At 73.1% G+C, this 25,925-nt stretch carries 25 protein-coding genes; 12 read left to right on the top strand and 13 right to left on the bottom strand.

The genetic code is table 11. The annotated features are described in order from the left end of the window. Positions 1-16: 16 nt before the first annotated feature. Positions 17-583: a DUF3000 domain-containing protein gene (locus tag K8Z49_RS12760; RefSeq protein ID WP_021600136.1), complete on the bottom strand. Its 567-nt coding sequence runs from the start codon at positions 581-583 to the stop codon at positions 17-19. 154 nt (positions 584-737) lie between these two features. Further along, positions 738-917 (bottom strand): hypothetical protein, encoded by a 180-nt coding sequence (locus tag K8Z49_RS12755; protein ID WP_021600137.1) that lies wholly within the window; start codon positions 915-917, stop codon positions 738-740. Between the two features lie 255 nt (positions 918-1,172). Here K8Z49_RS12755 and hemE point away from each other — a divergent pair, with 255 nt between their 5' ends. Continuing rightward, entirely contained in the window at positions 1,173-2,195 is a 1,023-nt protein-coding gene (gene hemE / locus K8Z49_RS12750) for a uroporphyrinogen decarboxylase (RefSeq protein ID WP_033334241.1), read from the top strand. Positions 2,196-2,218: 23 nt separating this feature from the next. Here hemE and K8Z49_RS12745 read toward each other — a convergent pair whose 3' ends face one another. Continuing rightward, positions 2,219-3,232 (bottom strand): DUF4349 domain-containing protein, encoded by a 1,014-nt coding sequence (locus K8Z49_RS12745; RefSeq protein WP_075020313.1) that lies wholly within the window; start codon positions 3,230-3,232, stop codon positions 2,219-2,221. A gap of 198 nt (positions 3,233-3,430) precedes the next feature. On the opposite strand from K8Z49_RS12745, the gene hemG reads away from it, so the two are divergent. Genes hemG through K8Z49_RS12730 form a run of 3 tightly spaced genes read left to right on the top strand, consistent with a single transcriptional unit; the run spans position 3,431 to position 6,190 of the window. Further along, a complete protein-coding gene (hemG, locus tag K8Z49_RS12740; RefSeq protein ID WP_021596877.1) occupies positions 3,431-4,903 on the top strand; it encodes a protoporphyrinogen oxidase in 1,473 nt (490 codons plus the stop codon). Further along, positions 4,860-5,558 (top strand): hydrogen peroxide-dependent heme synthase, encoded by a 699-nt coding sequence (hemQ, locus tag K8Z49_RS12735; RefSeq protein ID WP_021596876.1) that lies wholly within the window; start codon positions 4,860-4,862, stop codon positions 5,556-5,558. The genes hemG and hemQ overlap by 44 nt, the downstream gene beginning before the upstream one ends. 56 nt (positions 5,559-5,614) lie before the next feature. Beyond that, entirely contained in the window at positions 5,615-6,190 is a 576-nt protein-coding gene (locus K8Z49_RS12730) for a hypothetical protein (protein WP_143118311.1), read from the top strand. On the opposite strand, the gene K8Z49_RS12725 is transcribed toward K8Z49_RS12730, so the two are convergent. After that, positions 6,187-6,597, bottom strand: a complete 411-nt coding sequence (locus K8Z49_RS12725) for a TIGR04222 domain-containing membrane protein (protein ID WP_412518897.1) — start codon at positions 6,595-6,597, stop codon at positions 6,187-6,189. The genes K8Z49_RS12730 and K8Z49_RS12725 overlap by 4 nt on opposite strands. Next, the gene (gene msrB / locus K8Z49_RS12720) at positions 6,489-6,890 is read right to left on the bottom strand and encodes a peptide-methionine (R)-S-oxide reductase MsrB (RefSeq protein WP_021596873.1); all 402 of its coding nucleotides are present in this window, start codon (positions 6,888-6,890) and stop codon (positions 6,489-6,491) included. Before msrB ends, K8Z49_RS12725 begins: the two co-directional genes overlap by 109 nt. A 50-nt stretch (positions 6,891-6,940) precedes the next feature. Here msrB and K8Z49_RS12715 point away from each other — a divergent pair, with 50 nt between their 5' ends. Both K8Z49_RS12715 and K8Z49_RS12710 read left to right on the top strand, forming a co-directional pair. Then, positions 6,941-8,023 carry a DNA polymerase domain-containing protein gene (locus K8Z49_RS12715; protein WP_021596872.1) on the top strand — a complete coding sequence of 361 codons (1,083 nt, stop codon included), beginning with the start codon at positions 6,941-6,943 and terminating at the stop codon, positions 8,021-8,023. Between the two features lie 63 nt (positions 8,024-8,086). Beyond that, complete coding sequence (locus tag K8Z49_RS12710; protein ID WP_075020318.1) at positions 8,087-8,857, top strand: MBL fold metallo-hydrolase; 771 nt, start codon at positions 8,087-8,089, stop codon at positions 8,855-8,857. A 66-nt stretch (positions 8,858-8,923) separates the two neighbouring features. Here the strand turns inward: K8Z49_RS12710 and K8Z49_RS12705 are convergent, their stop codons facing one another. Next, a complete protein-coding gene (locus K8Z49_RS12705) occupies positions 8,924-10,858 on the bottom strand; it encodes a Xaa-Pro dipeptidyl-peptidase (RefSeq protein WP_244938858.1) in 1,935 nt (644 codons plus the stop codon). A 250-nt stretch (positions 10,859-11,108) separates the two neighbouring features. Between K8Z49_RS12705 and K8Z49_RS12700 the strand changes: the two genes are divergently transcribed. After that, positions 11,109-11,300 carry a DUF4236 domain-containing protein gene (locus tag K8Z49_RS12700; protein WP_021596869.1) on the top strand — a complete coding sequence of 64 codons (192 nt, stop codon included), beginning with the start codon at positions 11,109-11,111 and terminating at the stop codon, positions 11,298-11,300. Here the strand turns inward: K8Z49_RS12700 and leuA are convergent. After that, positions 11,297-13,009 carry a 2-isopropylmalate synthase gene (gene leuA, locus K8Z49_RS12695; RefSeq protein WP_200871952.1) on the bottom strand — a complete coding sequence of 571 codons (1,713 nt, stop codon included), beginning with the start codon at positions 13,007-13,009 and terminating at the stop codon, positions 11,297-11,299. The two genes, K8Z49_RS12700 and leuA, sit on opposite strands and share 4 nt — an antisense overlap. Before the next feature lie 278 nt (positions 13,010-13,287). Between leuA and K8Z49_RS12690 the strand changes: the two genes are divergently transcribed. After that, positions 13,288-13,980, top strand: coding sequence for a FadR/GntR family transcriptional regulator (locus K8Z49_RS12690; RefSeq protein WP_111833060.1), 693 nt, complete (start codon positions 13,288-13,290; stop codon positions 13,978-13,980). Here the strand turns inward: K8Z49_RS12690 and K8Z49_RS12685 are convergent. Further along, a complete protein-coding gene (locus tag K8Z49_RS12685; protein WP_412518893.1) occupies positions 13,977-16,385 on the bottom strand; it encodes a HelD family protein in 2,409 nt (802 codons plus the stop codon). The two genes, K8Z49_RS12690 and K8Z49_RS12685, sit on opposite strands and share 4 nt — an antisense overlap. Before the next feature lie 220 nt (positions 16,386-16,605). Between K8Z49_RS12685 and K8Z49_RS12680 the strand changes: the two genes are divergently transcribed. Further along, complete coding sequence (locus tag K8Z49_RS12680) at positions 16,606-18,282, top strand: alkaline phosphatase D family protein (RefSeq protein WP_412518891.1); 1,677 nt, start codon at positions 16,606-16,608, stop codon at positions 18,280-18,282. 75 nt (positions 18,283-18,357) lie between these two features. Here K8Z49_RS12680 and K8Z49_RS12675 read toward each other — a convergent pair whose 3' ends face one another. Then, complete coding sequence (locus K8Z49_RS12675) at positions 18,358-19,449, bottom strand: ATP-dependent DNA ligase (protein WP_024936199.1); 1,092 nt, start codon at positions 19,447-19,449, stop codon at positions 18,358-18,360. A 75-nt stretch (positions 19,450-19,524) separates the two neighbouring features. Here K8Z49_RS12675 and K8Z49_RS12670 point away from each other — a divergent pair, with 75 nt between their 5' ends. Further along, positions 19,525-20,238 (top strand): dihydrofolate reductase family protein, encoded by a 714-nt coding sequence (locus tag K8Z49_RS12670; protein ID WP_412518889.1) that lies wholly within the window; start codon positions 19,525-19,527, stop codon positions 20,236-20,238. On the opposite strand, the gene K8Z49_RS12665 is transcribed toward K8Z49_RS12670, so the two are convergent. Next, positions 20,220-20,942, bottom strand: coding sequence for a pyrimidine reductase family protein (locus K8Z49_RS12665; RefSeq protein ID WP_412518887.1), 723 nt, complete (start codon positions 20,940-20,942; stop codon positions 20,220-20,222). The genes K8Z49_RS12670 and K8Z49_RS12665 overlap by 19 nt on opposite strands. Positions 20,943-21,179: 237 nt before the next feature. On the opposite strand from K8Z49_RS12665, the gene K8Z49_RS12660 reads away from it, so the two are divergent. Further along, a complete protein-coding gene (locus K8Z49_RS12660) occupies positions 21,180-21,485 on the top strand; it encodes a hypothetical protein (protein ID WP_256255248.1) in 306 nt (101 codons plus the stop codon). 9 nt (positions 21,486-21,494) lie between these two features. Here the strand turns inward: K8Z49_RS12660 and glgX are convergent, their stop codons facing one another. The 3 genes from glgX to K8Z49_RS12645 all read right to left on the bottom strand — a co-directional run bounded on the left by glgX (position 21,495) and on the right by K8Z49_RS12645 (position 24,942). Next, positions 21,495-23,588 (bottom strand): glycogen debranching protein GlgX, encoded by a 2,094-nt coding sequence (glgX, locus tag K8Z49_RS12655; RefSeq protein WP_021593099.1) that lies wholly within the window; start codon positions 23,586-23,588, stop codon positions 21,495-21,497. Between the two features lie 147 nt (positions 23,589-23,735). After that, on the bottom strand, positions 23,736-24,317 hold the full coding sequence (locus K8Z49_RS12650) for a GNAT family N-acetyltransferase (protein WP_075020325.1): 582 nt from the start codon (positions 24,315-24,317) through the stop codon (positions 23,736-23,738). 49 nt (positions 24,318-24,366) lie between these two features. Beyond that, the gene (locus K8Z49_RS12645; RefSeq protein WP_075020326.1) at positions 24,367-24,942 is read right to left on the bottom strand and encodes a DUF4262 domain-containing protein; all 576 of its coding nucleotides are present in this window, start codon (positions 24,940-24,942) and stop codon (positions 24,367-24,369) included. A 171-nt stretch (positions 24,943-25,113) separates the two neighbouring features. On the opposite strand from K8Z49_RS12645, the gene K8Z49_RS12640 reads away from it, so the two are divergent. Then, positions 25,114-25,917, top strand: a complete 804-nt coding sequence (locus K8Z49_RS12640) for a DeoR/GlpR family DNA-binding transcription regulator (RefSeq protein ID WP_021593102.1) — start codon at positions 25,114-25,116, stop codon at positions 25,915-25,917. The last annotated feature ends 8 nt before the right edge of the window (positions 25,918-25,925 follow it).

Here is a 25,925-nt window from a genome sequence, read left to right as displayed (position 1 = left end):
CCCTACCGTACGTCGCTCAGCCGCCCCCGCCGCCCGGGCGGTCCGGCAGGGCCGCGACACCGGTCGGCGGCAGCCCCGCCGTGGTGCACATCACCTCGCACCAGGCCAGTACGTGACCGGTGAGATCGTCGCCGGCCGGCGACCAGGAGGCGCGCAGCTCCAGCTCCGTCGTGGACGGCTCGCCGCGCTTGTCGCCGAAGCTCTCCGACACCGCGCGGGTGACCGTGCCGGAGACGCCGGCGTAGCCGGCGGGCTCCAGCGCCTCCAGCAGCCAGTCCCACGCGACGGAGCCGATCAGCTCGTCGGCGGCGATGTCGGGCTCCAGGTCGGCGCGGATGTAGGCGACGACGCGGAACCCGTTCGTCCAGCCGGACCGGCCCTCCGGGTCGTACAGCACGATCAGCCGCCCGGTGGCGACCTCGGTGTCGTCGTCGCGGTAGACGCTGCCGGACATCGCCGCCGCGTACGGCGCGAGGCGCTGCGGGGCGGGCATGTCCTCCAGGTCGAGCTCCGGCCGGAGGGCGGGGCCGTCGAGGATCTCGCGCAGCGTGTCGGCGGCCCGCTGGAAGGCAGGTGGGTTCATGGGTGGACCGGCCTGATCGCGGGGGAGTGACGGGTTGCGTGGGACCGGCTCGGGCCGGTGGGGCCGGGACGGGGTGCCGCCGCAGGCGGCGACGGGGGGACGCGGAGGGGAGAAAGGCACGGCACAGGTGGTTTCGTCTCGGGGGCGGGGCCGGTCAGGCCACGGCCCGCACGGTGGTGGCGCGGTCCCGCGCCCGTCCGGCGCCGGCCACCCGGACGGGGGCCGGGGCGATCACCGGCGGCAGGCCGACCAGGATGGCCGTGCCGCAGTCGGCGCAGGCCCGTTCGGGGCACTCCTCGCCATGACCGTCCGGACACGGCGGCTGCTCGAACACACGTTCATCACCGCAGGTGGAGCAGTACAAGGGGGAACCTCCCTCGGCTATGACACGCATCACGTTCGCACGCGCCGGTGACAGAATGCGGGACTTCGCTCGGCGTGTCCGGAAGTTCATGCCGTCGCAGGCGTCACTCCTGTGCCTTGGCAACGTGTTTCGTGGGACCATCACCCCGTGACCGCTGACGCCACCCGCCCGAACGACGACTCCGCGAACCCGCCCGGCAGCGGCGGCCTCGCGGACAGCCCCTTCCTGCTGGCCTGCCGGCGGCGGCCCGTGCCGCACACGCCGGTGTGGTTCATGCGCCAGGCGGGCCGCTCCCTGCCGGAGTACCTGCGGGTGCGCGAGGGCGTCCCGATGCTGGAGTCGTGCACCCGGCCGGACATGATCGTGGAGATCACCATGCAGCCGGTGCGCCGGTACGCGGTGGACGCGGCGATCTTCTACAGCGACATCATGGTCCCGCTCAAGGCGATCGGGGTCGACCTCGACATCAAGCCGGGCGTCGGGCCGGTCATCGCCGACCCGGTCCGCACCCCGGCCGATCTGGACGCGCTGCGCCGGCTCGACCCCGGCGACGTCCCGTACGTGACGGAGGCCGTCGAGGGCCTGGTCGGCGAGCTCGGGGACACCCCGCTGATCGGGTTCGCCGGCGGCCCGTTCACGCTCGCCTCGTACCTGATCGAGGGCGGCCCGTCCAAGAACCAAGAGCGCACCAAGGCCATGATGTACGGCGAGCCGGAGCTGTGGTCCGGCCTCCTGGGCCGCCTCGCCGACCTCACGATCGACTTCCTCAAGCTGCAGATCGCGGCCGGCGCGAGCGCGGTGCAGGTCTTCGACTCGTGGGCGGGCGCCGTCGCCGCGCAGGACTACCGCGAGTCCGTCCTGCCGCACACCCGCCGCATCTTCGCCGAGATCGAGCCGCTCGGCGTCCCGCGCATCCACTTCGGCGTCGGGACGGGCGAGCTGCTCGGCCCGATGGGCGAGGCCGGGGCGGACGTCGTCGGCGTCGACTGGCGGGTCCCGCTGGACGAGGCCGTGAGCCGCGTCGAGCCGGGCAAGGCCCTGCAGGGCAACCTCGACCCGGCGATCCTGTTCGCCCCGTGGGAGACCGTCGAGCACCGGGCCCGCGACGTGCTGGCCCGCGGCCGCACCGCCGAAGGGCACATCTTCAACCTGGGCCACGGCGTCCTGCCGTCCACGGACCCGGACGTGCTGGCCCGCCTCGCGGACCTCGTCCACGAGGCGAGCGCCGAGGCCGCGCGGCAGGACTGAGGCCGCGCGGCCGGGTCCGCGCGTCAGGCGGGCGGCGGCGGTCCGGCAGGCCCCGCCGGGCGCTCCGGCGGCGCCCCTTCGCCGGCGCCGACGGCGGCCTTCTCGGGTTCCGGTGCCGGGGAGGGCGCGCCGGCCGAGCCCCAGCCGGAGAAGCGGTCGCGCAGCCGGTGCCGGAACGCCAGCACGGGGATGCCGAGGACGGCGGCCGTGACGAGGAACGGCAGCAGCCAGCCCAGCACGGTGGCCAGGCCGCCCACGAAGGCGGTGAACGCGCCCCAGCCGTTCTCCAGGCCGCCGATGAAGCCGCCGCGGGGCTCCTCCTTCTTCTCGGGCGGCGCGGGCTTGGTCACGAGCGTCACGGTCACGGTCGCGAACGCCGTGCGGTGCGTGAGCGACTTGTGGCGCGCCTGCAGCGACTCCAGATCGGACTCGCGCTCGGCGATCTCCTCCTCGATGTTGATGATCTCGCTGACCGAGTTCGCGCGGTCGAGCAGCTTGCGGAACGACTCCAGCGCGGCCTTCGCCGACCGCACCCGGGCCTCCACGTCGGCGACCTCGCCGGTGACGTCCTCGGCCTGCTGGCTGAGCGAGAGCTTGGTGCCGAGCTGCGTGCTCAGCTGGTTCAGGACGTCGGTGTACCGGTCGGTCGGGATCTTCAACGCGATCTCCGAGCGGGCGGGGTCGCTGGACGTCGACTCCTGCTCGACGTAGCCGCCCGCCGTCGTGACCATCTGCTTGGCCTTGGTGGCGGCGCTCTCCACGTCGCCCGCCCGGACCCGCAGCTGCGCCGAGTGGACGACCTCGCGCCCGGAGGGCAGGGGCGGCGCCGCCCGGCTCCCGCTCCCAGACCCGCCCCCGGCCTCGCCGGACTGCTGCCTGCCCGCCCCGCTCGTCGCGGCCGGCGCGCGGGCGCCGCCGCGGTCGACCGCCTCGGAGGACGCCCCCGATGAGTCGTCTCCGCCGCCCGAGCACCCCGCCAGGACCCCGGCGAGCAGCAGGACGACCAGTGCACAGGTGATGTTCCTGACGATCCGCATGGGGCTTGGACGGGGGTGACGCACATCACCGTTCCGGCAGGCGGATCGCGATGCGGGAACGATGAGGGCACGCGCGGATCACGGCCCGGCTCCCGGCGCTCGCGCCGGCGTCGGTCCAGGTCCGGGCCCCGGATGCGACGCCCGCCGCTCCGGGCGCCCCGGTGCGCGGTTCCGGGGGGCGTCTGGAAGGCTGGAGGCATGTCCACGTCCCATGCCGTCGTCGTCGGGGGCGGCATCGCGGGCCTCGCCGCCGCGCGCATGCTCGCCCGGGGCGGTGTGCGGGTGACCGTGCTGGAGGGCTCCCCCCGGATCGGCGGCAAGCTGCGGGTCAGCGAGATCGCCGGGATCCCGGTGGACGAGGGCGCCGAGTCGATGCTCGCCCGCCGTCCCGAGGGCCTCGACCTGGTGCGCGACCTCGGCCGCTCCGGCGACCTGGTGAACCCCGGCACCACGTCCTCGGCGATCGTCAGCCGCGGGTCGCTGCGGCCGATCCCGGCCGGGCAGGTGATGGGCGTCCCGTCCGACCTGAAGGCCCTCGCCGCCTCCCAGGTGCTGTCGCCGGCCGGGCTGGCGCGCGTCCCGCTCGACCTGGTCCTGCCCGAGACGCCGCGCGGCGCGGACGTGTCCGTCGCGGACTACATCGGCGCCCGCCTCGGCCGCGAGGTCGTCGACCGCCTCGTCGAGCCGCTGCTCGGCGGCGTCTACGCGGGACGCACCGAGCTGCTGTCGTTCGACTCCACCCTGCCCGCGGTCGCCGCCGCCGCGCGCAGCCACCGCTCGCTGGTGCACGCCGTCCAGGGCATCCGGGACGCCGCGCCGAAGGACTCCGGCCCCGTCTTCGCGACCCTGCCGGGCGGGCTCGGCACGCTCCCGCACCTGGTGGCCGGCGACGTCGAGGAGGCCGGCGGGACGGTCCGGACCGGCGCGATGGTCCGCGAGCTCCGCCGCCGCGAGCACGGCTGGCGGCTCACCGTCGGCCCGACCCGCGCCCCCGAGCACCTCGACGCCGACGCCGTGGTGATCGCGGTCCCGGCGGCCCCCGCGGCCCGGCTGCTGGAGCACGACGTGCCCGCCGCCGCGCGGGAGCTGGCCGGCATCGAGTACGCGAGCATGGCGATCGTCACGCTCGTCTACCGGGCCACCGCGTTCCCGCGGCTCCCGAAGGGGAGCGGCTACCTCGTCCCGGGCGTGGAGAGCGACCCGGAGAGCGGCGGCCGGGGGGTCAAGGCCGTCACGTTCAGCTCGGTGAAATGGCCTCACCTGCGCGAGCGCGACCCCGGCGTCGTCGCGGTCCGCTGCTCCGTCGGGCGGTTCGGTGAGGAGCGCACCCTCCAGCGCTCCGACGAGGAGCTGGTCGCCACGGCCATGGCCGAGCTCGCCGCGACCTGCGGCGTCACCGAGCTGCCCGTGGAGAGCCGGGTGACCCGGTGGGGCGGCGGCCTCCCGCAGTACAACGTGGGCCACGCCGACCGCGTGGCCAAGGTCCGGGTCGCGGTCGCCGCGGCGCCGGGGCTGGCCGTCGCGGGCGCCGCCTACGACGGCCTCGGCATCCCCGCGTGCATCGCCTCGGCGCGGGCGGCGGCGACCCGGGTGCTGGACGACCTGCGCAGTCGAGAAGGAGAAGATCATGACCGAGCCGGCGGGCAAGCCGAAGGCACGCGAACTCAATAACGTCATCCGCTACACCATGTGGTCGGTCTTCCGGGTCGCCCAGCCCGGCACGGTCGGTGACAGGGACGCGGCCGAGGTGCAGGACCTGCTCGACCAGGCGGCCCAAAAGGACGTGACCACCCGCGGCGCCTACGACGTCGCCGGGTTGCGCGCGGACGCCGACTACATGTTCTGGTGGCACGCGCCCACGTCCGAGGACCTCCAGGAGGTCTACACCCGGTTCCGCCGGACGGCCCTCGGCCGCGCGAGCGAGCCGGTGTGGTCGCAGATGGCGCTGCACCGCCCCGCGGAGTTCAACAAGAGCCACATCCCCGCGTTCCTCGCCGACGAGGAGCCGCGCGGCTACGTCTGCGTGTACCCGTTCGTCCGCTCCTACGAGTGGTACCTGCTGCCGGACGAGGAGCGGCGCGCCATGCTCGCCGAGCACGGCAAGATGGCGCGCGACTACCCCGACGTCCGGGCCAACACGGTGTCGGCGTTCGCGCTCGGCGACTACGAGTGGATGCTGGCGTTCGAGGCCGACGAGCTGCACCGCATCGTCGACCTGATGCGGCACCTGCGCGGCGCGAAGGCGCGCCTGCACACCCGCGAGGAGGTGCCGTTCTACACCGGGCGCCGCAAGCCGGTCGCCGAGCTGGTCGCCGGCCTCGCCTGACGCCGATCACCCCAACCCGGCGGATGATGGGGCGAATCCGCAGTAAAGTGCCGTCCGTGACCGAGTCTCCCGCCAAGCACTCCCGCGGACGGCACGCCAAGCCGCCGTCCAAGCTCGCGATCCACTGGAACCGGCTGGTCAGGGCGCTGCGGAAGTCGCGGTGGCGACGGCTCGCCGCCGGTGGGGCGACCGCGGTCGTCGCGGTGGCCGCGGTCGCCGGCTTCCTGTTGCTGCCCGGCGGTTCGGAGCCGGGCTCCCGCGCCACCGTCGCCGCCCGCACCGGATCCACGCCGTCCCCGCACGAGAGCGCCGAGGCCGTCGGGGACCCCGACGAGATCACCGACGCGGTGCCGTACTTCGAGACCAAGGACCCGGACAAGAAGGTCGTCAAGCACGTCACCGACGTCAGGCGCAGCGGCACCTTCGTCCGCGTCTACACCGACCTGGGCGAGGAGGACGAGAACTCCAGGCCCGCTCTCGACCTCTGCGAGTGGACGACCCAGTTCCTGGAGGACGGCGGCGACGACGAGCCCCGCGTCTTCGTCCACGGCAAGAGCGACGACAACGGCAGCGTCGTCCTCGCCAACAAGCAGAGCGACAAGGACGACTGCGAGGTCGGCGAGACCCGCTAGTCGTCGCTCTCCAGGATCTCCCGCATCCTGGCCTCCTCGATACCGGCAGGGCCCATCATGGCGACCCGGAGGACGGGGGACGGGTCGTTCGCTTCGCGCACCACCACGTCGATCCGGTGCGTTCCTCGGGAGACCCGGACGCGGCGCTGCCGGTACAGGACGAAGATCGCGGTCTCGACGACCCGTCTCGGCCCTCCGCAGAGGTACGCCATCTCGTAGGGGTCGATCTCTTCCATGGGCGCCCTCCGGGCGGCGTGCCGTCGCCCATGAGGACGCCTGCGCGCCCGCTCCGGTTGGCCTATTCGGCGGGTTCGAGGGTGAGCGAGATCGAGTTGATGCAGTAGCGGTCGTCGGTGGGGGTGTCGTAGCCCTCGCCGTGGAAGACGTGGCCCAGATGCGAGTCGCACACGGCGCACCGCGCCTCCGTGCGGACCATGCCGAGCGAGCGGTCCTCGATGAGCGTGACCGCGTCGGAGCCGGACGGGGCGTAGAACGAGGGCCAGCCGCAGTGGCTCTCGAACTTGGTCTCCGACCGGAACAGCTCGGTTCCGCAGGCGCGGCACCGGTACACGCCGACCGTCTTGGTGTCGGTGTACTCGCCGGTGAAGGGCTTCTCGGTGCCCGCTTCGCGCAGCACGTGGAACTCCTCGGGGCTCAGTCGCGCCCGCCACTCGTCCTCGCTCTTGCGGATCTTCTCCATACCCCGACCGTACCCGGCACCGTGTCCGACCGGTGGGTTAGCGTGCAGGCATGGCCTCGCCCTTCATCGAGATCCCGGTCGGGGATCGGCTCGTCAAGGTGACCAATCCCGACAAGGTCTACTTCCCCGAGCACGGGTACACCAAGCGGCAGCTCGTGGAGTACTACGTGGCCGTCGGGGACGGCATCCTGCGCGCCACGCGCGACCGCCCGACGACGCTGGAACGCTGGCCCGCCGGAGTCTTCGAGGGCGCCAGGATGGCCACCCGGGAGGACTACGCCCGCGGCCAGGCCGGCATGGGCGCCGGCAAGTCCGACGCGTTCTACCAGAAGCGCATCCCGAAGGGCGCGCCCGACTGGGTGCGGACGGCCCGGATCGCGTTCCCGAGCGGGCGCTCCGCCGACGAGGTCTGCCCGACCGAGGTCGCCGTGATCGCCTGGGCGGCGAACCTCGGCACGCTGACGTTCCACCCGTGGCCCGTCCGCAAGGGCGATGTGGACCACCCGGACGAGCTGCGCATCGACCTCGACCCGCAGCCCGGCACCGGCTTCTCCGACGCCGTCCGGGTGGCGCTCGGCCCGGCCCGCGACCTGCTGGCGGAGCTGGGCTACACCGGCTACGTCAAGACGTCCGGCAAGGGCGGCGTGCACATCTACGTCCGCATCGAGCCCCGCTGGACGTTCACCGAGGTCCGCCGCGCCGCCCTCGCCTTCGGCCGCGAGGTGGAGCGCCGCGCGCCCGCCGAGGTCACCACCAGGTGGTGGAAGGAGGAGCGGGGCGAGCAGATTTTCATAGATTTCAACCAGAACGCCCGCGACAGGACGATCGCGTCGGCCTACAGCGTCCGCCCGGCCCCGCACGCCCCGGTCTCCGCGCCCGTGACCTGGGACGAGCTGGCCGACGCCGACCCGCACGACTTCACGATCGCCACGATGCCGGCCCGGTTCGCCGAGATCGGCGACCTCCACGCGTCCATCGACGAGGAGTCCTTCTCCCTGGAGGGCCTCCTGGAGCTGGCCGACCGCGACGAGAAGGACCACGGCCTCGGCGACATGCCGTACCCGCCGAACTACCCGAAGATGCCCGGCGAGCCCAAGCGCGTCCAGCCCAGCAAGGACACCGACAACCAGTAGGGAATATCCGCCGCCGCGCCTCGCTTGAACCGTCGTGCGGAAGGTCGAGTCGAAGGCGGGAGCATGTCCTCGTTGAACGTCCGGTATCTCGGTGGCCCGAGCGCGATCCTGGAGATCGGAGGCGTGCGGCTCGTCGTCGACCCGACGTTCGACGCGCCCGGCGACTACCCGATCGGGTCCCGGAAGCTGACCAAGACCATCGGCGCGGTCGTGGGCCCGGACGAGATCGGCGCGGTCGACGCGGTGCTGCTCTCGCACGACCAGCACCCGGACAACCTGGACACGGCCGGCCGGGCGTACCTGGCGGACGTCCCGCTGACGCTGACGACGGAGACCGCCGCCGGACGCCTCGGCGGCACCGCCCGCGCCCTGCCGAACTGGGAGCACGCCGACCTGCCGCGCCCTGACGGCGGAACCCTCCGCGTCACCGGCGTCCCGGCCCGGCACGGCCCGGACGGCACCGAGCACCTCACCGGCCCGGTCACCGGGTTCGTGCTGTCCGGCGAAGGCGTGCCGACCACCTACGTCAGCGGCGACAACGCGTCGCTCGACGTCGTCCGGGCCATCGCCGAGCGGTTCGCCCCGATCGACGTCGCCGTGCTCTTCGCCGGCGGAGCGCGGACACCGCTCGTCGGCGACGCCCACCTGACGCTGACCAGCGAGGGCGCGGCCGAGGCCGCCGCGATCCTGGGCGCCGCCCGGGTCGTCCCGCTGCACTTCGAAGGCTGGACGCACTTCTCCGAGGGCCGCGACACGATCCCGCCCGCCTTCGACAAGGCGGGGCTCACCGACCGCCTCCACCTCCTCGACCCGGGCGAGGGCATCGCCCTCTAGGACGTGCTTGAGGCCCGCCGGCTCGGGGGCGGCGGGCCTCAAGGACGGTCGGCGGAGATGGTCGGGTCAGTAGAGCTTGCGCTCCTGGACGGGCAGGTCGACCTTGGACGGCCCGCGCCACGTCGTGCTCGTCCGCGGCGGGGCGACCAGGGTGTTCACGTCCTCCTCGGCGGCGACGACCGGGATGCTGACGGAGCTTCCGCGCAGATCCACCGTCACCCGGGCGCCCGTGGGCGTCTCGGTGTTGTAGTCGGCGTCCGTCCCGGCGAGGACGAGGGCCAGGCGGTGGCCCTTCTTCAGCACGTACTCCTGGCTGAGAGTCTCCCAGTCGACGGTGTAGTAGCGGCCCGGCTGCAGCGGCCGGGGCCGGCTCAGCGACCGGTCGTTCTGGGCGTCCAGCCAGCCGCGGGCGATGACGTTGACGGGGGAGGCGACCGTCGTGACCTCCGTCTGCTTGTAGCAGGCGTCGTCGGACGGGGTGCTCTCACCGTGGCAGTCCTCGGTGTCGAGCGTCCGGATGCCGGAGCCGGCGCCGAGGTAGTTCACGCGGGTGTCCTCGCCGTAGTCGACGAGCAGCGCGGTGACGTTCGTCGTCGGCTTGTCCAGCTTGATCCGCAGCCGCGCCGCCGGGGTGCCCGACAGGCGCCCGGTCTTCGGCAGCGGGGAGGAGACGAACGCGGCCCGGTACGGCTGCGCGGTCGTCGGGTCGGCGACCATCGCGCTCTCCGGGAAGCCGCCGCCCTGCGGGCCGGCCGCGTCGGTGAACGCGGCGGTCGCGCCCCCGGCCGCGGGCTTCAGGCCGAGCGAGCCGTCCGCGCCCGGCCGCAGGACGATGTTCCGTGCGTCCCGGGACGGCCAGTCGCGCTGGGTGATCCACTGGTCGGGCCCGACCTCGATGTCGGCGCGCGGCTCCCGCATGACGCCGTTGGGGATCTTCTGCAGCTCGTGGTCGAACCACCGGTGCAGGGTGCGCACCCACGCGTCCCGCCGGATGTCGAACGGGTCGACGTGGCCGCGCTGCGACAGCCACACCTTGCGCTGGACGCCCCGCTTCGCGAGGGCCTCCCACCAGAGCGCGAAGTGGTCGTCCTTCACGTTCAGGTCGTTGACGCCGTGGTAGGCGAAGATGCTGGCGCGGACCTTGCGGGCGTCGGCGATCGTCCCGTTCCGGTAGTCGGCGGTCTTCCAGTAGGCGTTGTAGTTGCCGGTCGCGTCGTCCTCGCCCTCGTCGAGGCCGGCGTTCACGGCGGCGCACTTGGCGGGCGGGTCGGTGTCGACGTAGTCGGCGAGCCACGGCTGCTCGTCCGTCCAGTACTTCACGCCGTTCATGCGGCTGTACTGGTACCAGCTGCTGATCGCCGCGATCGGGACGATCGTCTCCAGCCCCTCCACGCCGGTCGCCGCGACGCCGTTGGCGAGCGTCCCGTCGTAGGACTTGCCGATCATGCCGGTGCGGCCGGTCGTCCACGTCGCCTTCACCGGGCTGCCGTCCGGCCGGTAGGCCTTCGCGCGCCCGTTGAGCCAGTCGACCACGGCCTTGCCGCCGAGGACGTCGCTCGGGCCGCCGCTGACGGGGCAGCCGTCGGAGCGGGTCGTCCCCACCATGTCCACGGCGAGGAACGCGTACCCGCGCGGCACGAAGTAGTTGTCGTAGTAGAGCGGGAACTTCACCGGGTTCCCGTTCGCGTCGTAGGTCTTGAGCTCGCTCTCGTTGCCGCGCCCGGCGTTGTCGTAGTACGGGCTCTCGTCCATGATCACCGGGACCTTGAGGCCGTTCTCGGTCTCCTTGGGCCGGATGATGTCGACGTTGACGCGGTCCTTCCTGCCGTCCCCGTCGCTGTCCACGCCGGACTCGACGTAGACGTGCTCGCGGATCGCGTCCTTGTAGGAGAAGACCGGCTGGGTCACGCCGTCCTTCACCACGATCTTGGGGGACGTCCGGGCCAGCGCCGTCGCGCCGCCGCCGGTGCCGGCGAGCGCGACGCCCGTCAGCACGGCCACCGTCATCGTCCGCCGGGTTCGTCTCAGGGATCGCCTGGCCAACCCGCACCTCCGGTCATGAAAATGATCTCCGTCGGGCCACAGGTTCCTCGCCCGGCGGCGCGGGGTAAAGGGCGGCGCACGACGAACTCGGACCGGATTTGGTCACGTCCTGCCGTTGCGCCTCACGGTCCGTCCGTAACCCTGATCTCGGTCCGTCCGTGACGGCGGGGAGGGATGCCCGGCGTGCCTGCCGGGCACCCCCGCCTCCATGGGTTGGAGCTATCGAAAATCACTCCGCAAGGGACCGTTCCGGATCAACCTGTCCAAGAAGGGGGTCGGGCACAGCGTCGGGACGCGCGGCGCCCGCTACACCCGCTCCGCGGACGGGCGCCGGCACATGACGTTCCGCATCCCCGGGACGGGCCTGTCCTGGCGCCGCCCCCTCGGCCGGCGCCGCTAGCCGCGCTTCGCGCGGTTCACCGCCGACAGGACGGCCTCCACCGACGCGGTGAGCACCGACGTGTCGAGGCCCGCGCCCCACGCCGTCACACCGTCCACCCGGCACTCGGCGTAGGCGGCGGCCTTGGCGTCGGGACCGGCCTCGGTCGAGTGCTCGGCGTGGTGCAGCACGTCCACCTTGATCCCGGCCGCGGCCAGCGCGCCGGTGAGGGCGTCCAGGGGGCCGTTGCCGGAGCCGGTGCACTCGCGCTCGTCCCCGTCGACGGCGATGACACCGGTGAAGTCGTGCCGCGCCGGGCCTGTCCCCTGTGAAGGGCGTCCCTCCGCACGAGGATCGGCGTGGGACGTCCGCCATCCCGCCACCGAGACCGGCCCGGACCGGTCGAGGTACTCGGCGCGGAACAGGTCCCACAGATCGGCCGCGGTGATCTCCTCGCCGCTGCCGTCCGTCGCCCGCTGGACGACCTGGGAGAACTCGATCTGCAGGCGGCGCGGCAGGTCCAGCCCGTACCCGGTCCGCAGCAGGTAGGAGATCCCGCCCTTCCCCGACTGGCTGTTGACCCGGATGACCGCCTCGTACCCGCGCCCGACGTCGGCGGGGTCGATCGGCAGGTACGGGACGTCCCACGGCAGCCGCTCCGGCGGCATGCCCTGTTCCTCCGCGCGCCGGACGTGGCGGGCCATGCCCTTGCCGATCGCGTCCTGGTGCGTCCCCGAGAAGGCCGTGTAGACCAGGTCGCCGCCGTACGGGTGCCGCTCGTGGACGGGCAGCCGGTTGCAGTACTCGACCGTCCGGCGGATCTCGTCGATGTCGGAGAAGTCGATCCGCGGGTCGACGCCCTGCGCGTGCAGGTTCAGCGCGAGCGTGACCAGGTCGACGTTCCCGGTCCGCTCGCCGTTGCCGAACAGGCAGCCCTCGATCCGCTGCGCGCCCGCGAGCAGCGCCAGCTCCGCGCAGGCGACGCCCGTCCCGCGGTCGTTGTGCGGGTGGACCGAAAGGATCACCGCGTTCCGCCGGGCGAGGTTGCGGTGCATGTACTCGATCTGGTCGGCGTACACGTTCGGCGTGGCGATCTCCACCGTCGCCGGCAGGTTCAGGATCACCGGGCGGTCGGGCGAGGCGTCCCACAGCCCGGTGACCGCGTCGCAGACCTCCAACGCGTAGTCCGGCTCGGTGACGTTGAACGTCTCGGGCGAGAACTCGAAACGCACGCCTGGCCGGGCGAGGCGCGCCACGTCCGCCGCCCCGTCCAGGATCAGCCGCCGCACGCCCTCCCTGCCGGAGCCGAGCACGACGTCCCGCCACACCGGGCCCGTCGCCGTGTACAGGTGGACGACCGCCCGGGGCAGCCCCTCGATGGAGGCGAACGTCCGCTCGATCAGCTCGCGCCGCGCGGGCGTGAAGACGACCGGGGTCACATCGTCCGGAACGCCCGCCTCCGCCAGGTGGCGGACGAAGTCGAAGTCGGTCTGGCTGGCCGACGGGTAGCCGACCTCGATCTCCTTGAAGCCCATCGCCACGAAGAGGTCGAACATGCGGCGCTTGCGGGGCGTGTCCATCGGCTCGGCCAGCGCCTGGTTGCCGTCCCGCAGATCGACCGGCACCCACAGAGGCGCGCTCTCGATGCGCCGCGACGGCCAGGTGCGCTCGATGTTCGGCACGGGCGACGGCACGCGCTCGTGCACCGACCGGTACCGGTGGAACGGCATCGAGCTGCCGCGCTGCGGGTTCCAGAAGGGCGCGCCGTCCGCCACCGGACCGGACGGGGTGCGCAAAGTGGAGAAGTTCATGGGGCTCTGTCCTTCACATCGCCGGACGACCGGCAGCACCGGACCCCGCGGCGGGGTGCCGGTCCGGATCAGGCCCCGCCGCGGCGACCGAGAAGAAGAACCCGCCACGACATGGCGGCCACCCAACCACACCTCAGCTCCTCAGACAAGCTGAGGTGAAGCTAGGCTGGGACCGTCACCGTCCCGGAGGAACCCGCATGCCGCTCGGCCCGCTCCGCCCCAGCCCGCTCGTCGAGCAGGCCGCCCAGCGCCTCCGCGACCAGATCACCGGCGGTTCGTGGCCGGTCGGGACGCGGCTCCCCGGCGAGACGACGCTCGCCAGGGAACTCGGCGTGGGCCGCTCCACCGTCCGCGAGGCGCTGCGCGCCCTCGCCGGCGCCGGGCTCGTCCAGGCCCGCCAGGGCGCCGGCGTCTTCGTCGTCGCGACCGAGCCGGACGAGGACTGGCCCGCCCGGCTCCGCCGCGCCTCCGTCGCCGACGTCTACGAGATCCGCACGATGCTGGAGGTCCGGGCCGCCGAGCTCGCCGCCGCCCGCCGCACGGACGCCGACCTGACCGCCCTCGACACGGCCCTGGCCGCCCGCGACGAGGCCTTCGCGGGCCCGTCCCTCGAACCCTTCATCGACGCCGACATCGCCCTGCACACCGCGGTGATCGCCGCCGCGCACAACCCCGTGCTCGCCGACCTGTTCGCCGAGTTCGTCCCCGTCCTGCGCGACGGCCTCCTCGACCTGGTCGCCCTCGTCGACGTCCGCACCTCCGACACCGCCCACGGCCGGGCCGCCCACGCCGCCCTGGTAGAGGCCATCCGCACCCGCGACCCCGCCGCCGCCGGCCAGATCATCACAACCGAACTCCACCGCACCCTCGCAGCCATCCAGCGCGGTTAGGCCAGGGCTGACAGGAGGGGTGGGAGGTCGTGGTCGTGGACGATGGTCAGCCGGCGGGTGGCGCGGGTCATGGCGACGTAGAGGTCCTGGCCGCCCTTCGGTGACTCGGTGAGGATGCCGGACGGGTCGACGACGATCACCGAGTCGAACTCCAGGCCCTTGGCCTCCTCGGTGGTCAGCACGACGGCGGGAGAGTCGAGGGCCTCCGGGGTGGCGCCGGCGGCGGCGTCCGGGAGGGCGTCCAGCGCGGCGGCGTGCCGGGCCGCCGAGGTGATGACGGCGAGGCGGCCCTCCTTGAAGGCTCCGCCGATGTCCTCGCCACCCGTGACCAAAGACAGTTCCGAGCGGACGAGGGACGGTAGCTCGGCGACCGGCAGCGCGAGCGCGGCGGGCGGCGGGCCGTCGTCGCGCACGGGTTCGGGCGGGGTCTGGTCGGGGGCGACGGCGGCGAGGACGTCGGCGGCGACCCGCATGATGGCGGCCGGGGTGCGGTAGTTGACCAGGAGGCGCTGCTCGCGCCAGCGGCCCGGCACGTAGCGGTCGAGCATCTGGCCCCAGGACGAGGCGCCCGCGGCGCTGCCGGTCTGGGCGATGTCGCCGACGACGGTGAGGGAGCGGGTCGGGACGCGGCGCATCACCGTGCGCCAGGCCATCTCGGAGAGTTCCTGGGCCTCGTCGACGATGACGTGGCCGTAGGCCCACTCGCGGTCGGCCATGGCGCGCTGGGCGGTGGTGAGGAAGGGGCCGCCGTCGTGGTGGCGCTCGGCGAGCTCGCCCGCGGAGATCACGTCGCGTGCGGACAGGAGGTTCGTCGTCCCGGCGGTCTCGATGACCTCCCGGGCGTAGCGCTCCTCCTCGGCCTGGGCGGCCCGCGCGGCCCGCTCCCGGGCCCGGTCGGCGGAGTCGTCCTTGCCGAGATGCTCGGCGGCCTCGTCCAGCAGGGGGACGTCCGAGACCGTCCACGGTGAGCCCGACGTGCGGTGCAGGAGCGCACATTCGGTGGGGGAGAGGCCGGCCTGCGCCCCGACGCGGGTGAGCGCCTCGGGATCGGCGAAGAGGTCGTCGAGGAGTCGCTGGGGCGTCAGCTCGGGCCACAGCCCGTCCAGTGCGGACCGGACGGCCGGGTCCTGCCACAGGGCCTCCTTGGCCAGGCGGAGGTCCGTCTCGTCGAGGAGGGGTTCGTCCTCGGCCTCGTCGATGAGCTCCTGGAGCCAGTCGGGGAGCCCGCCGGACTTCGCGATCTCCTCCAGCGGCTCGTCCATGATGCGGTCGTACTGCTCCGCCCGGTTGAAGGCGAGCGCCTCCAGCATGTCGTGGACGAAGCGGCGCCGCTGCATGTTGTGCGGGAGGCGCAGGGCGCGGGCGCGGTCGCGGATCTGCTCGCACCTTTCGGCGTCCACGACCAGGGTGAGGCCGTCGGTCTCGATGCGCAGGCCGCCGGCGGGCGCGATCTGCCGGTCGTGGACGGCGGCCTCGACGAGGTCGGCCATGCGCAGGCCTCCCTTGACGACGGCGGCCGCCGGGGTGTCGGCGGCCGCCGCCTTGAGGCCCGGATACAGCTCGCCGACCGTGGCCAGCGCGACGTCGGTCTCACCCAGGCCCGGCAGCACCTGCTCGATGTAGCGGAGGAACGTGGCGTTGGGGCCGACGACGAGCACTCCGCGGCGTTCGAGGACGTCGCGGTGCGTGTAGAGGAGGTACGCGGCCCGGTGCAGGGCGGCGACCGTCTTGCCGGTGCCGGGGCCGCCCTGGACGACCAGCACGCCCTGCAGGCCGGACCGGATGACCTGGTCCTGCTCCTCCTGGATGGTCGCGACGACGTCGCTCATCCGGCCGGTCCGGCGGCGGCGGAGCGTGGCGAGGAGGGCGGCCTCGCCCACGATGCCGCCGCGTTCCGACTCCTCCAGGCCCTCCAGGTCGAACACCTCGTCGTCCAGCCGGACGACCTCGCGGTGCCGCAGGTGCAGGTGGCGGCGGCGCGCGAGCGTGCCGGGCGCGCCCGGGGTCGCGGTGTAGAACGGGCGGGCCGCCTCGGCGCGCCAGTCGATCAGGATGGGCTCGCGGTCCTCGTCGCGGAGCCCGACGCGGCCGATGTAGAACGTGTCGCCGGGGCCGCCGGCGCCGGCGCGGTGGTCGATGCGGCCGAAGCACAGGCCGTGCTCCACCCCGCCGAGCCGGGCGAGGCGGCGGCCGGCCTCCTCGGAGGCGACGGCGCTCTCCAGGCGCGCCTGGAACACGCCGCCGCCTCCGGCCGGCCCCTGCCGCAGCGCGGCCTCGGCGCTCGCCCGCTCGACGTCGAGCCGCGCGTACACGCGGGACACGTACTCCTGCTCGGCCCGCAGGGCGGCCTGCCGTGCCTTTTCTTCGCGCTCGGGGTTGACAGCGTCGGCTTGACGGAGTCCCATGCCTTGGGTACACTCCTATTCATAGGATCGGCTATCTGTGTGCGTAACTTGTAGCGCGCTAGCCTAGCATCCTTTTCCTCGCGCTGCGTGATCTTCCCGGCGCCGCCCAAAAGATCGTTTCTGTTGCGGCGGACGTCATCCGCGCGGTGCCCCGAGGTCACCGGCCTTCGTGAGGCTGTCCGGCGATCACTGCCGGATTCCTCCGAAAGGTCGCTCCTCCATGGCAGCCTCCGCACACCCCCTGAACCGGCGCACCTTCCTGGTCACCAGCGGGCTCGCCACCGCCGTCGCCGTGACCGGCGCCCCCGGAACCGCCCAGGCCGCCCGCCGTTCCCGCACCCTGCCCGGCGACCCGTTCACGCTCGGCGTCGCCTCCGGCGATCCCGAACCGGACGGGTTCGTCCTCTGGACCCGGCTGGCGGTGAACCCGCACGCCGAGGACGGCCTCGGCGGCATGCCGCCCCGCACGGTCCCCGTCCGCTGGGAGGTCTCGTCCGACGAGCGGTTCCGCCGCGTCGAGCGGCGCGGCGTCGCCGCCGCCCGGCCGCAATCCGCCCATTCCGTCCACATCGAGCTGAACGGCCTGCGCCCCGGCCGCGACTACTGGTACCGCTTCCGCGCCGGCGACCACGTCTCGCCGGTCGGGCGGACGCGCACCGCCCCCCACCCCGCCACCTACGGTCCCGCCCTCGCCATGGCGTTCGCGTCCTGCTCCCAGTTCGAGCACGGCTACTTCACCGCGTACCGGCGGCTCGCCGAGGAACACCCCGACCTGGTCCTGCACCTGGGCGACTACCAGTACGAGTACAAGAAGGGCGTCTACACCATCCCGGGCGGCAACGTCCGTGACCACGAGGGACCCGAGACCGTCACGCTGGCGGACTACCGGCTGCGGCACGCCCAGTACAAGTCCGACCACGACCTGCAGGCCGCGCACCAGGCCGCACCCTGGCTCGTCGTGTTCGACGACCACGAGATCGAGAACAACTGGGCCGACGACGTCCCCGAGGCCGGCTCCGACACCCCGTCCCCCGAGGCGTTCCGCGCACGCCGGGCCGCCGCGTTCCAGGCCTACTACGAGAACATGCCGCCGCGCCGCCGCTCCGTGCCGAGGGGCCCGGACATGCAGCTCTACCGGCGGGTCCGGTGGGGGCGGCTGGCCACCTTCCACATGCTCGACACGCGCCAGTTCCGGGACGACCAGAGCTGCGGCGACGGCTACCGGGACTGCCCCGAGGCGGCCGACCCGAAGCGCTCCATCACCGGCGGCGCGCAGGAGAGGTGGCTGCTGGACGGCTTCCGCCGCTCCACCGCCCACTGGGACGTCCTCGGCCAGCAGGTGTTCTTCGCCCAGCGCGACAACACCGACGGCCCCGTCAAGAAGACCTCGATGGACGCCTGGGACGGCTACGTCGCCTCCCGCGACCGGATCACCAGGGGCTGGCTGGACGCGGGGGTCCGCAACCCGGTCGTGCTCACCGGCGACGTTCACGCCCACTGGGCGAGCGACCTGAAGTCCGACTACGACGACCCCGGCTCCCGGACGGTCGGCGCCGAGCTGGTCTGCACGTCCATCACCAGCACCGGCGACGGCGCGGACTCCGACCCCGCCGCCCACCCCTTCCTCAAGATCAACCCGCACCTGCGCTTCTACAACAACCAGCGCGGCTACGTGATCACGAGGATGAGCAGGGAGGAGATGAAGGCCGACTTCAAGACGCTCCCGACCGTCCGGACGCCGGGCGCCGAGATCTCCACCAAGGCGACGTTCGTCATCGAGGACCGCGTCCCCGGCGTCGAGCAGACCTACCTGCGCCCGTTCACCTCGGCGAAGAGGTCCGCGCCGCCGGACGAGGAGCTGATCAGGCAGACCATCGAGAACGAGACCCAGCCCTGACGGCCGGCGGCCGGGGCGCGGCGCGCCCCGGCCGCGCGGGTCCGGCGCCGGACGCGGCGCGGCGCCGGACCCTGTTCAGCGGTCGACGCGCGGGCTCGTCGCCTGGCCGCCGAAGATGTCGGCGAGGTCGTAGGCCACGGGGATCTCCAGCTGCTCGTAGGTGCAGGACTCCGGGGTCCGGTCGGGCCGCCAGTTGCGGAAGCGGGCGGTGTGCCGGAACCGGTTGCCCTCCATCGCCTCGTAGGCCACCTCGACCACCAGGTCGGGACGCAGCGGCACCCAGCTGAGGTCCTTCTTGCCCGTCCAGCGGGAGATGGCGCCCGGCATGCGGTCGACGGTGGCCTCGGTCTGGTTCGCCCACTCCGACCAGGGATGCTGTGAGAGATCCTCCAGCCGGTAGGGCTTCAGCTCCTCGACCAGCTCCGCCCGGCGCTTCATCGAGAACGACGCGGCCACCCCGACGTGCTGGAGGTTCCCCTCGGCGTTGTAGAGGCCGAGCAGCAGCGACCCGACGATGGGCCCGGACTTGTGCCAGCGGAAGCCGGCCACGACGCAGTCGGCGGTCCGCTCGTGCTTGACCTTGAACAGCACGCGCTTGTCGGGCTGGTACGGGATGTCCCGCGGCTTGGCGATGACGCCGTCCAGCCCCGCGCCCTCGAACTCCTCGAACCAGCGCAGCGCCAGGTCGTAGGAGTCGGAGGCGGGCGTGACATGGATCGGCGCCTTCGCCGCGGTCAGCGCCTCGGTCAGCCGCCGCCGGCGCTCGCCGAGCGGCACCTCCATCAGCGACTCGTCCCCGAGCGCGAGCAGGTCGAACGCGACGAACGACGCCGGGGCGTTCTCCGACAGGAGCTTGATCCGCGACGCGGCGGGATGGATGCGCTGCTGGAGGGCGTCGAAGTCGAGGCGCGTCCCCATCGGCAGCACGATCTCGCCGTCCACCACGCACCGCGGCGGCAGCTCGCGCCTCGCCGCCTCGACCAGCTCGGGGAAGTAGCGGGTGAGCGGCTTCTCGCCCCGGCTGGACAGCTCCACCTCGTCGCCGTCCCGGAAGACGATGCAGCGGAATCCGTCCCATTTGGGCTCGTACAGCAGGTCGCCCTTGGGCATGGTCTTGACCGCCTTGGCCAGCATCGGCGGCAGCGGCGGGCTGATCGGCAGGTCCATCCCCCCATCTTGCGCCCCCGGACCGACAAAAGGACACGCCGGGGGCGCGATACGGCGTTCGATAACGTGCAGGTCATGCGCCGTCTGCTGCCCGAGCCTCCCGCCGGCGCCGCCGCCCCGCACGTCGACCCGTACGAGGCCTACGCCGACCTGCCGGGCCTCCGGCTGGGCATGGTCATGAGCGTGGACGGCTCCGTCACCGACGCCGAGGGGTGGACGGACGGTCTCGGCGGCGCCGCCGACTTCCGTGTGTTCCGGACTCTGCGGGCGCTGGCCGACGCGATCCTCGTCGGGGCCGGAACGGCCCGCACGGGACGCCTCGGCCCGGCCCGCCTCCGCTCCGATCTGCGCGCGCGCCGCGGTCGGCCGCCCGCGCCGATCATCGTCGTGAGCCGCTCCGCCGATCTCGACTGGACGCTCCCGCTGTTCACCGAGGCCGAGACGGCCACGCTCGTCGTGACGCCACGCGGCGTCCGGCACAGGGTTCCGGACCACGTCCAGGTGGTCGCCGCCGGGGAGGACGACGTCGACCTGCCCGCGGCCGTCACGATCCTCCGCGAGGAGCTCGGATACGAGCATCTGCTCTGCGAGGGCGGTCCTTCCCTGGCCACCGCGCTCATCCGCGCGTCCCTCGTCGACGAGCTGTGCCTCAACATCGCCCCGACCCTGCTCGGAGCCCGGCGCCACACCCGCCTCCTGGACGGGCTGGACGCCGAGATACCGCTCACCCCCACGGCCCTCTACCTGGACGAGGGCGTGCTGTTCGCCCGCTACCGGCTGCGGGTGTAACGCAGGAAGAGGAAGCCGTCGTCGTCCTGGAGGACGTGGGCGAGCTTCAGCTCGGACGGGACGGACATGGGCGGCCCGTCCAGGATCCGTGTCGGGTGCCCGGCGAGCAGCAGGGGGCTCAGCGTGAGGCACAGCTCGTCCAGCAGCCCGTGCGCCACCACCTGTGCGAGGACCCCCGGACCGCCCTCGCACAGGAGGCGCCTGTGGCCGCGGGCGGCGAGCTCCCGGACCGCGGCGGGGAAGTCGAGCGTGTTCTTCCCGGCGACGATGACGTCGGCGCGTTCCCGGGCGGCCGCCAGCCGGTCCGGGCCGGCGGACGCGGCCGCCAGCACGATCGTGCGGCTCTCCGCCTCGGTGAAGACCGGCGCGTCGAAGTCGAGGTCGAGCGTCCGGGACACGATCGCCAGCGGCGGGACGGCCGGCCTGCCGTCGCGCAGGCCGTCCCAGCCCGCGCTCGGCCGGACCGGCCCGTAGCCCTCGGCGCGCACGGTGCCGGCGCCGACGATCACGACGTCGGCGAGCCCGCGCAGCAGCAGGAACAGGTGCCGGTCGGAGGCGTTGCCGAGGCCCCCGCTGCGCGCGTCGCGCTGCGCGGCCCCGTCCAGGCTGGCCACCATGTTGGCACGCATCCAGGTGGTGTCCGCCGGATAGGCGTAGCGCTCGGCGAGGTCGACCTCGCCGGGCTCCGGAGAAAGCGTCCGCATAGAGGTCTCAAGCTACTCGACGCCGGACGCGCGGAGTGACCGGCCGTACACCAAGTTTCGCGAATCCGTCATACGCGGGGCCTCCGGCCGCGACACTGGCCGCGGGGTCGGAGATGAGAATCTCACGAAGGGAGCGGGGGGTTGGGTTACGCGGCACTCGGCGCGTGGATCCTCGCCGCCGTCGGCGGCGGCCGATTATTGGTCATCTGGATGGCTCACGGGGGTCCGTCGACGAAGGTGACACGGTTTCCGGTGCTGGTCGTGGCGGGGCATCCGCTCGCGGCCGTCGCCGGACTGGCCGTCTGGATCGCCTACCTGGCCACCGAGAGCGCGGCCTGCGCCTGGGTGGCCTTCGGGACGCTGCTCGTCGTCATCTTCCAGGGGTTCCTGATGTTCACCCGCTGGCTCGTCGGGCGCGGCGGCCGGCACGCCCGCGGCACGGAGCAGGCGTTCCCCGCGACGGCGGTGATCACGCACGGCGCGGTAGCGGCCGCCACGTTCGTGCTGGTGTTCCTGACCGCGCTGGAGGCGACCCGCGCGTGAGCGGCGGGCTCACGCCCCCCGCTTCAGGACGAGCAGCGCCCGGTCCCCGACCGGGACGGCGTCGCGGGCCTTCAGCCGGGGGCGCTCGCCGACGGTGCCGGGCTCGGCGGTGTCGAGGACGAACTCCCAGCGCTCGCCGTACTCGGCACCGGGGAGGGTGAACTCGACCGGCTCCGACCCGGCGTTGACCAGCAGGAGGAACGAGTCGTCGCGGACGCGCCGGCCCCGCGGGTCGGGCTCGGTGATGGCGTCGCCGTTGAGGAACACGCCGAGCGACTTGGCGAACCCGACGTTCCAGTCCTGGTCGGTCATGCTCTCGCCGGCGGGGGTGAGCCAGGCGATGTCGGCCGCGGCGCCGGTGCCCCTGCCGGTGAAGAAGCGGCGGCGCCGGAACACCGGGTGGTCGTGCCGCAGCCGCGACAGGATCCGGACGAACTCCATGTCGTCGGAGTCCTCCCAGCGCACCCACGCGATCTCGTTGTCCTGGCAGTAGGCGTTGTTGTTGCCCTTCTGCGTGCGGCCCAGCTCGTCCCCGTGCGAGAGCATCGGCACGCCCTGCGAGAGGAACAGCGTGGCGAGGAAGTTGCGGCGCTGCCGGGCGCGCAGGTCGAGGACGGCGGGGTCGCGGGCGGGGCCCTCGACCCCGCAGTTCCAGGAGCGGTTGTCGTCGGTGCCGTCCCGGTTGTGCTCGCCGTTGGCCTCGTTGTGCTTGTCGTTGTAGGAGACCAGGTCGGTCAGCGTGAACCCGTCGTGGCACGTGACGAAGTTGATGGACGCGAACGGGCGCCGCGCGCTGTGCTCGTACAGGTCGGAGGAGCCGGTGAGGCGGGACGCGAACTCCGGCATGGTCGCGTACGAGCCGCGCCAGAAGTCGCGGACGGTGTCGCGGTACTTGCCGTTCCACTCCGTCCACAGCGGCGGGAAGTTGCCGACCTGGTAGCCGCCCTCCCCGACGTCCCACGGCTCGGCGATCAGCTTCACCTGGGACACGACCGGGTCCTGCTGGACGAGGTCGAAGAACGCGGCGAGCCGGTCGACGTCGTGCAGCTCGCGGGCGAGCGCGGAGGCGAGGTCGAAGCGGAACCCGTCGACGTGCATGTCCAGGATCCAGTAGCGCAGCGAGTCCATGATGAGCTGCAGCGCGTGCGGGTTGCGGACGTTCAGCGAGTTGCCGCAGCCGGTGTAGTCGAGGTGGTAGCGCTTGTCGTCGTCCCGCAGCCGGTAGTACGAGGCGTTGTCGATGCCGCGGAACGACAGCGTCGGCCCGAGGTGGTCGCCTTCGGCGGTGTGGTTGTAGACGACGTCCAGGATGACCTCGATGCCCGCCTCGTGCAGGGCGCGGACCATCGCCTTGAACTCCAGCACCTGCTCCCCGTACTGCCCGGACGAGCTGTAGGAGTTGTGCGGCGCGAAGAACCCGATCGTGTTGTAGCCCCAGTAGTTGTCGAGCCCGCGCGCCACCAGCGCGTGCTCGGGGACCGACTGGTGCACCGGCATCAGCTCGACCGCCGTCACGCCGAGGTCGAGCAGGTGGTCGACCATCACCGGGTGGGCGAGGCCCGCGTACGTCCCGCGCTGCTCCTCCGGGATCCCGGGATGCAGCTTCGTCAGCCCCTTGACGTGCGCCTCATAGATGACGCTCTCGTGGTAGGGGACGCGGGGCGCGCGGTCGTCCGCCCAGTCGAAGAACGGGTTCACCACCACGTTCTTCGGCATGTAGGGGGCGCTGTCGTCCTCGTTCAGCGCGTCGGGGTCGGCGAACCGGTAGGAGAACAGCGACTCGTGCCAGCGGACGTCGCCCTCCACCGCCTTGCCGTACGGGTCGAGCAGCAGCTTGGACGGGTTGCAGCGGTGCCCTTCGCGCGGGGCGAACGGCCCGTGCACCCGGTACCCGTACCGCTGCCCGGGGCCGACGCCGGGCAGGTAGCCGTGCCAGACGAACCCGTCCACCTCGGGCAGGTCGCGCCGCGTCTCCCGTCCGGCGTCGTCGAACAGGCACAGCTCGACCCGCCGGGCCACCTCCGAGAACAGCGCGAAGTTCGTCCCCGTGCCGTCCCAGGTGGCGCCCAGCGGATAGGGGTCCCCGGGCCACACCTCCCGCATAGCGTGCTCTCCCCCTCGGGGCCGGTTGGTCCTGGCCCGTCGATTGTTGCGTACCCACCGTCCTCCAGCCCCCACCCACCACCATTCAACCGACGGACTCCGTCCGCCCACCGTCCTCCACCCCCCACCAACCCACCAACCCACCTATCACGGGACGGCCCGGCGGCGGAGGCGCCAGACGCTCTCCTCCTCGCTGGTCTCGCCGGTGGCGCGCATGCCGATCTTGGACGCGACGGCCTCCGACGCCCGGTTCTCGGGGTGGATGGTGGCGACGACGTCCCGGATCCCGTGCGCCGCCAGCCAGTCCAGCAGCGCGCGGGCGGCCTCGGTCGCGAAGCCGAACCCCTGGTAGGGCATGCCGATCACCCAGGCGACCGAGGCGCGGTGCCGCGGCGGACCGGGCGTGACCGTCGAGCCGGCGTCCGCGGGCGTCACCGTGAACCCCGGCGGCGCGGGGGCGACCGTCGCCTGGACGTAGCCGACGGCCTGCCCGTCCCGGACGCGCCGCACGATCCAGTTCAGCCAGTACTCCTGGTGGAACGGCGCCGGGCCCGCGACCAGGTGCGCGTAGCGGGCGCGCAGCTCGTCCCGCGTGAGCGGCTCGCCGCCGATGTAGGCGTGCAGCCGCCGGTCGTCCAGGACCGGGGCCAGCTCGTCCGCGTGGTGGACCGCCAGCGGCTCCAGGACGAGGCGCTGGGTCCGGATGGTCGCGGCGATCGGCCCGTACACCCGCCGATCGTATGCCCGCCGCGGGGCTCCGGCCCGGTGGCGCCGCCGGTCAGAGCCACCCGTCGGCGCGCCGCCCGGCGAGCCGCCGCGTCCAGGCGCCGGCCGGATGCTGCTTCGGGTCGAGCCACAGCCAGGGCTGCGCGTGCCGGAAGGGCAGGTCGGTGCCGGGCTGCCACGGGAACAGGCCCTCCCGGTTGGGCCACACGACCTGCAGGATCGGCAGCGGGGGGCGCCGGTAGAACGTCACGGCGCCGGAGAACAGCCCGCCGTACCAGTGCGGGTCGGCGTCCCGGAAGGCGGCCTGCTGCCCCCGCACGACGCCGTCGCGGCGCTCGCCGTCCGCCGGGACCCGGCCCTCGGCGGCCTGCCGGCCGAGGGCGTTGAGGATCTCCTCGGTCTCGTACACGTCGCCGCCGAACATCGCCAGCTCCGGCGCCCGGTGGCTGTGCCACAGCCCCACCGTGTACGCCCATCCGGGGCCGTCGTCGTCGGCGTGGACGAGGACGACGCTCCACCCGTACTGCGTGATGTGCACGATCGTGCGGAGCTGGAAGTTGTCCAAGCGGTCGCGGTCACCGTAGTCACGGCAGATGACGCACGTGCACGTGGGACCCTCGCCGGACATGACCCTCAGTTTACGATCAATCGACCCTGGGCGAGCGCGCGTGTCCTCTTCCATGGGACCGTCCGGCGGATCCGGGCGCCCGGCGGGCGCGGATCGTTCGGTGGGGGCGCGGATCTGGCATCATCGGGACCACCGACCTGTCATCACGGAACCGTTCCGGGAAGGGCACGCATGCCACGTCGTCCGGGGTTCGCCGCCGAGCGCCGCCAGCGGCTGCTGGAGATCGTCCGCGCGAACGGCGCGGTCTCCATGCGCGACCTGGCGGCGTCGCTGGAGGCGTCCGAGGCGACCGTGCGCCGCGACATCCGCGCCCTGGAGGCCGAGGGGCTGCTCGACCGCCGGCACGGCGGGGCGATGGCGCCGGGCGGGCTGTCCCGCGAGCCGACCTACCAGCAGAAGGCCAAGGTGGCGGCCGAGGAGAAGGCGGCGATCGCGCGGCTCGCGTCCGACCTCATCGAGGAGGGCGACGCGGTGGTGATCGGCGCGGGGACGACCACTCGGGAGCTGGCCCGCGAGCTGGTCGGCTTCGACTCGCTGACGGTCGTCACCAACTCGCTGCTCGTGGCCCAGGTGCTCGCCGAGGCGCGCGGCGTCGAGGTGGTGATGACGGGCGGGTCCCTGCGGGGCGCCATCCACGCGCTCGTGGGCGGGGCGGCCGAGCAGACGCTGGCCAGCCTGCGGGTCCGCCGGGCGTTCATCTCGGGGAACGGGCTGACCACCGAGCGGGGCCTGTCCACGCCGAACATGCTGGTCGCGGGCGTCGACCGCGCGCTGGCGCACGCCGCCCAGGAGGTGGTCGCCCTGGTCGACCACACGAAGGTGGGCGTCGACACGATGTTCCAGACGGTGCCCACCGACGAGATCGCGTTCCTGGTGACCGACGGCAGGGCGCCCCAGTCGGAGCTGAGCGAGTTCGAGAACGCGGGGGTCGACGTCTGGGTCGCCCCGGTCCGCTCCGACGCCGCCGAGGCGTAGGACGGGCC

The organism is Actinomadura madurae, assembly GCF_047130825.1.
Lineage (GTDB): Bacteria > Actinomycetota > Actinomycetes > Streptosporangiales > Streptosporangiaceae > Spirillospora > Spirillospora madurae.
This window is presented reverse-complemented; position numbering and strand designations above follow the sequence as displayed.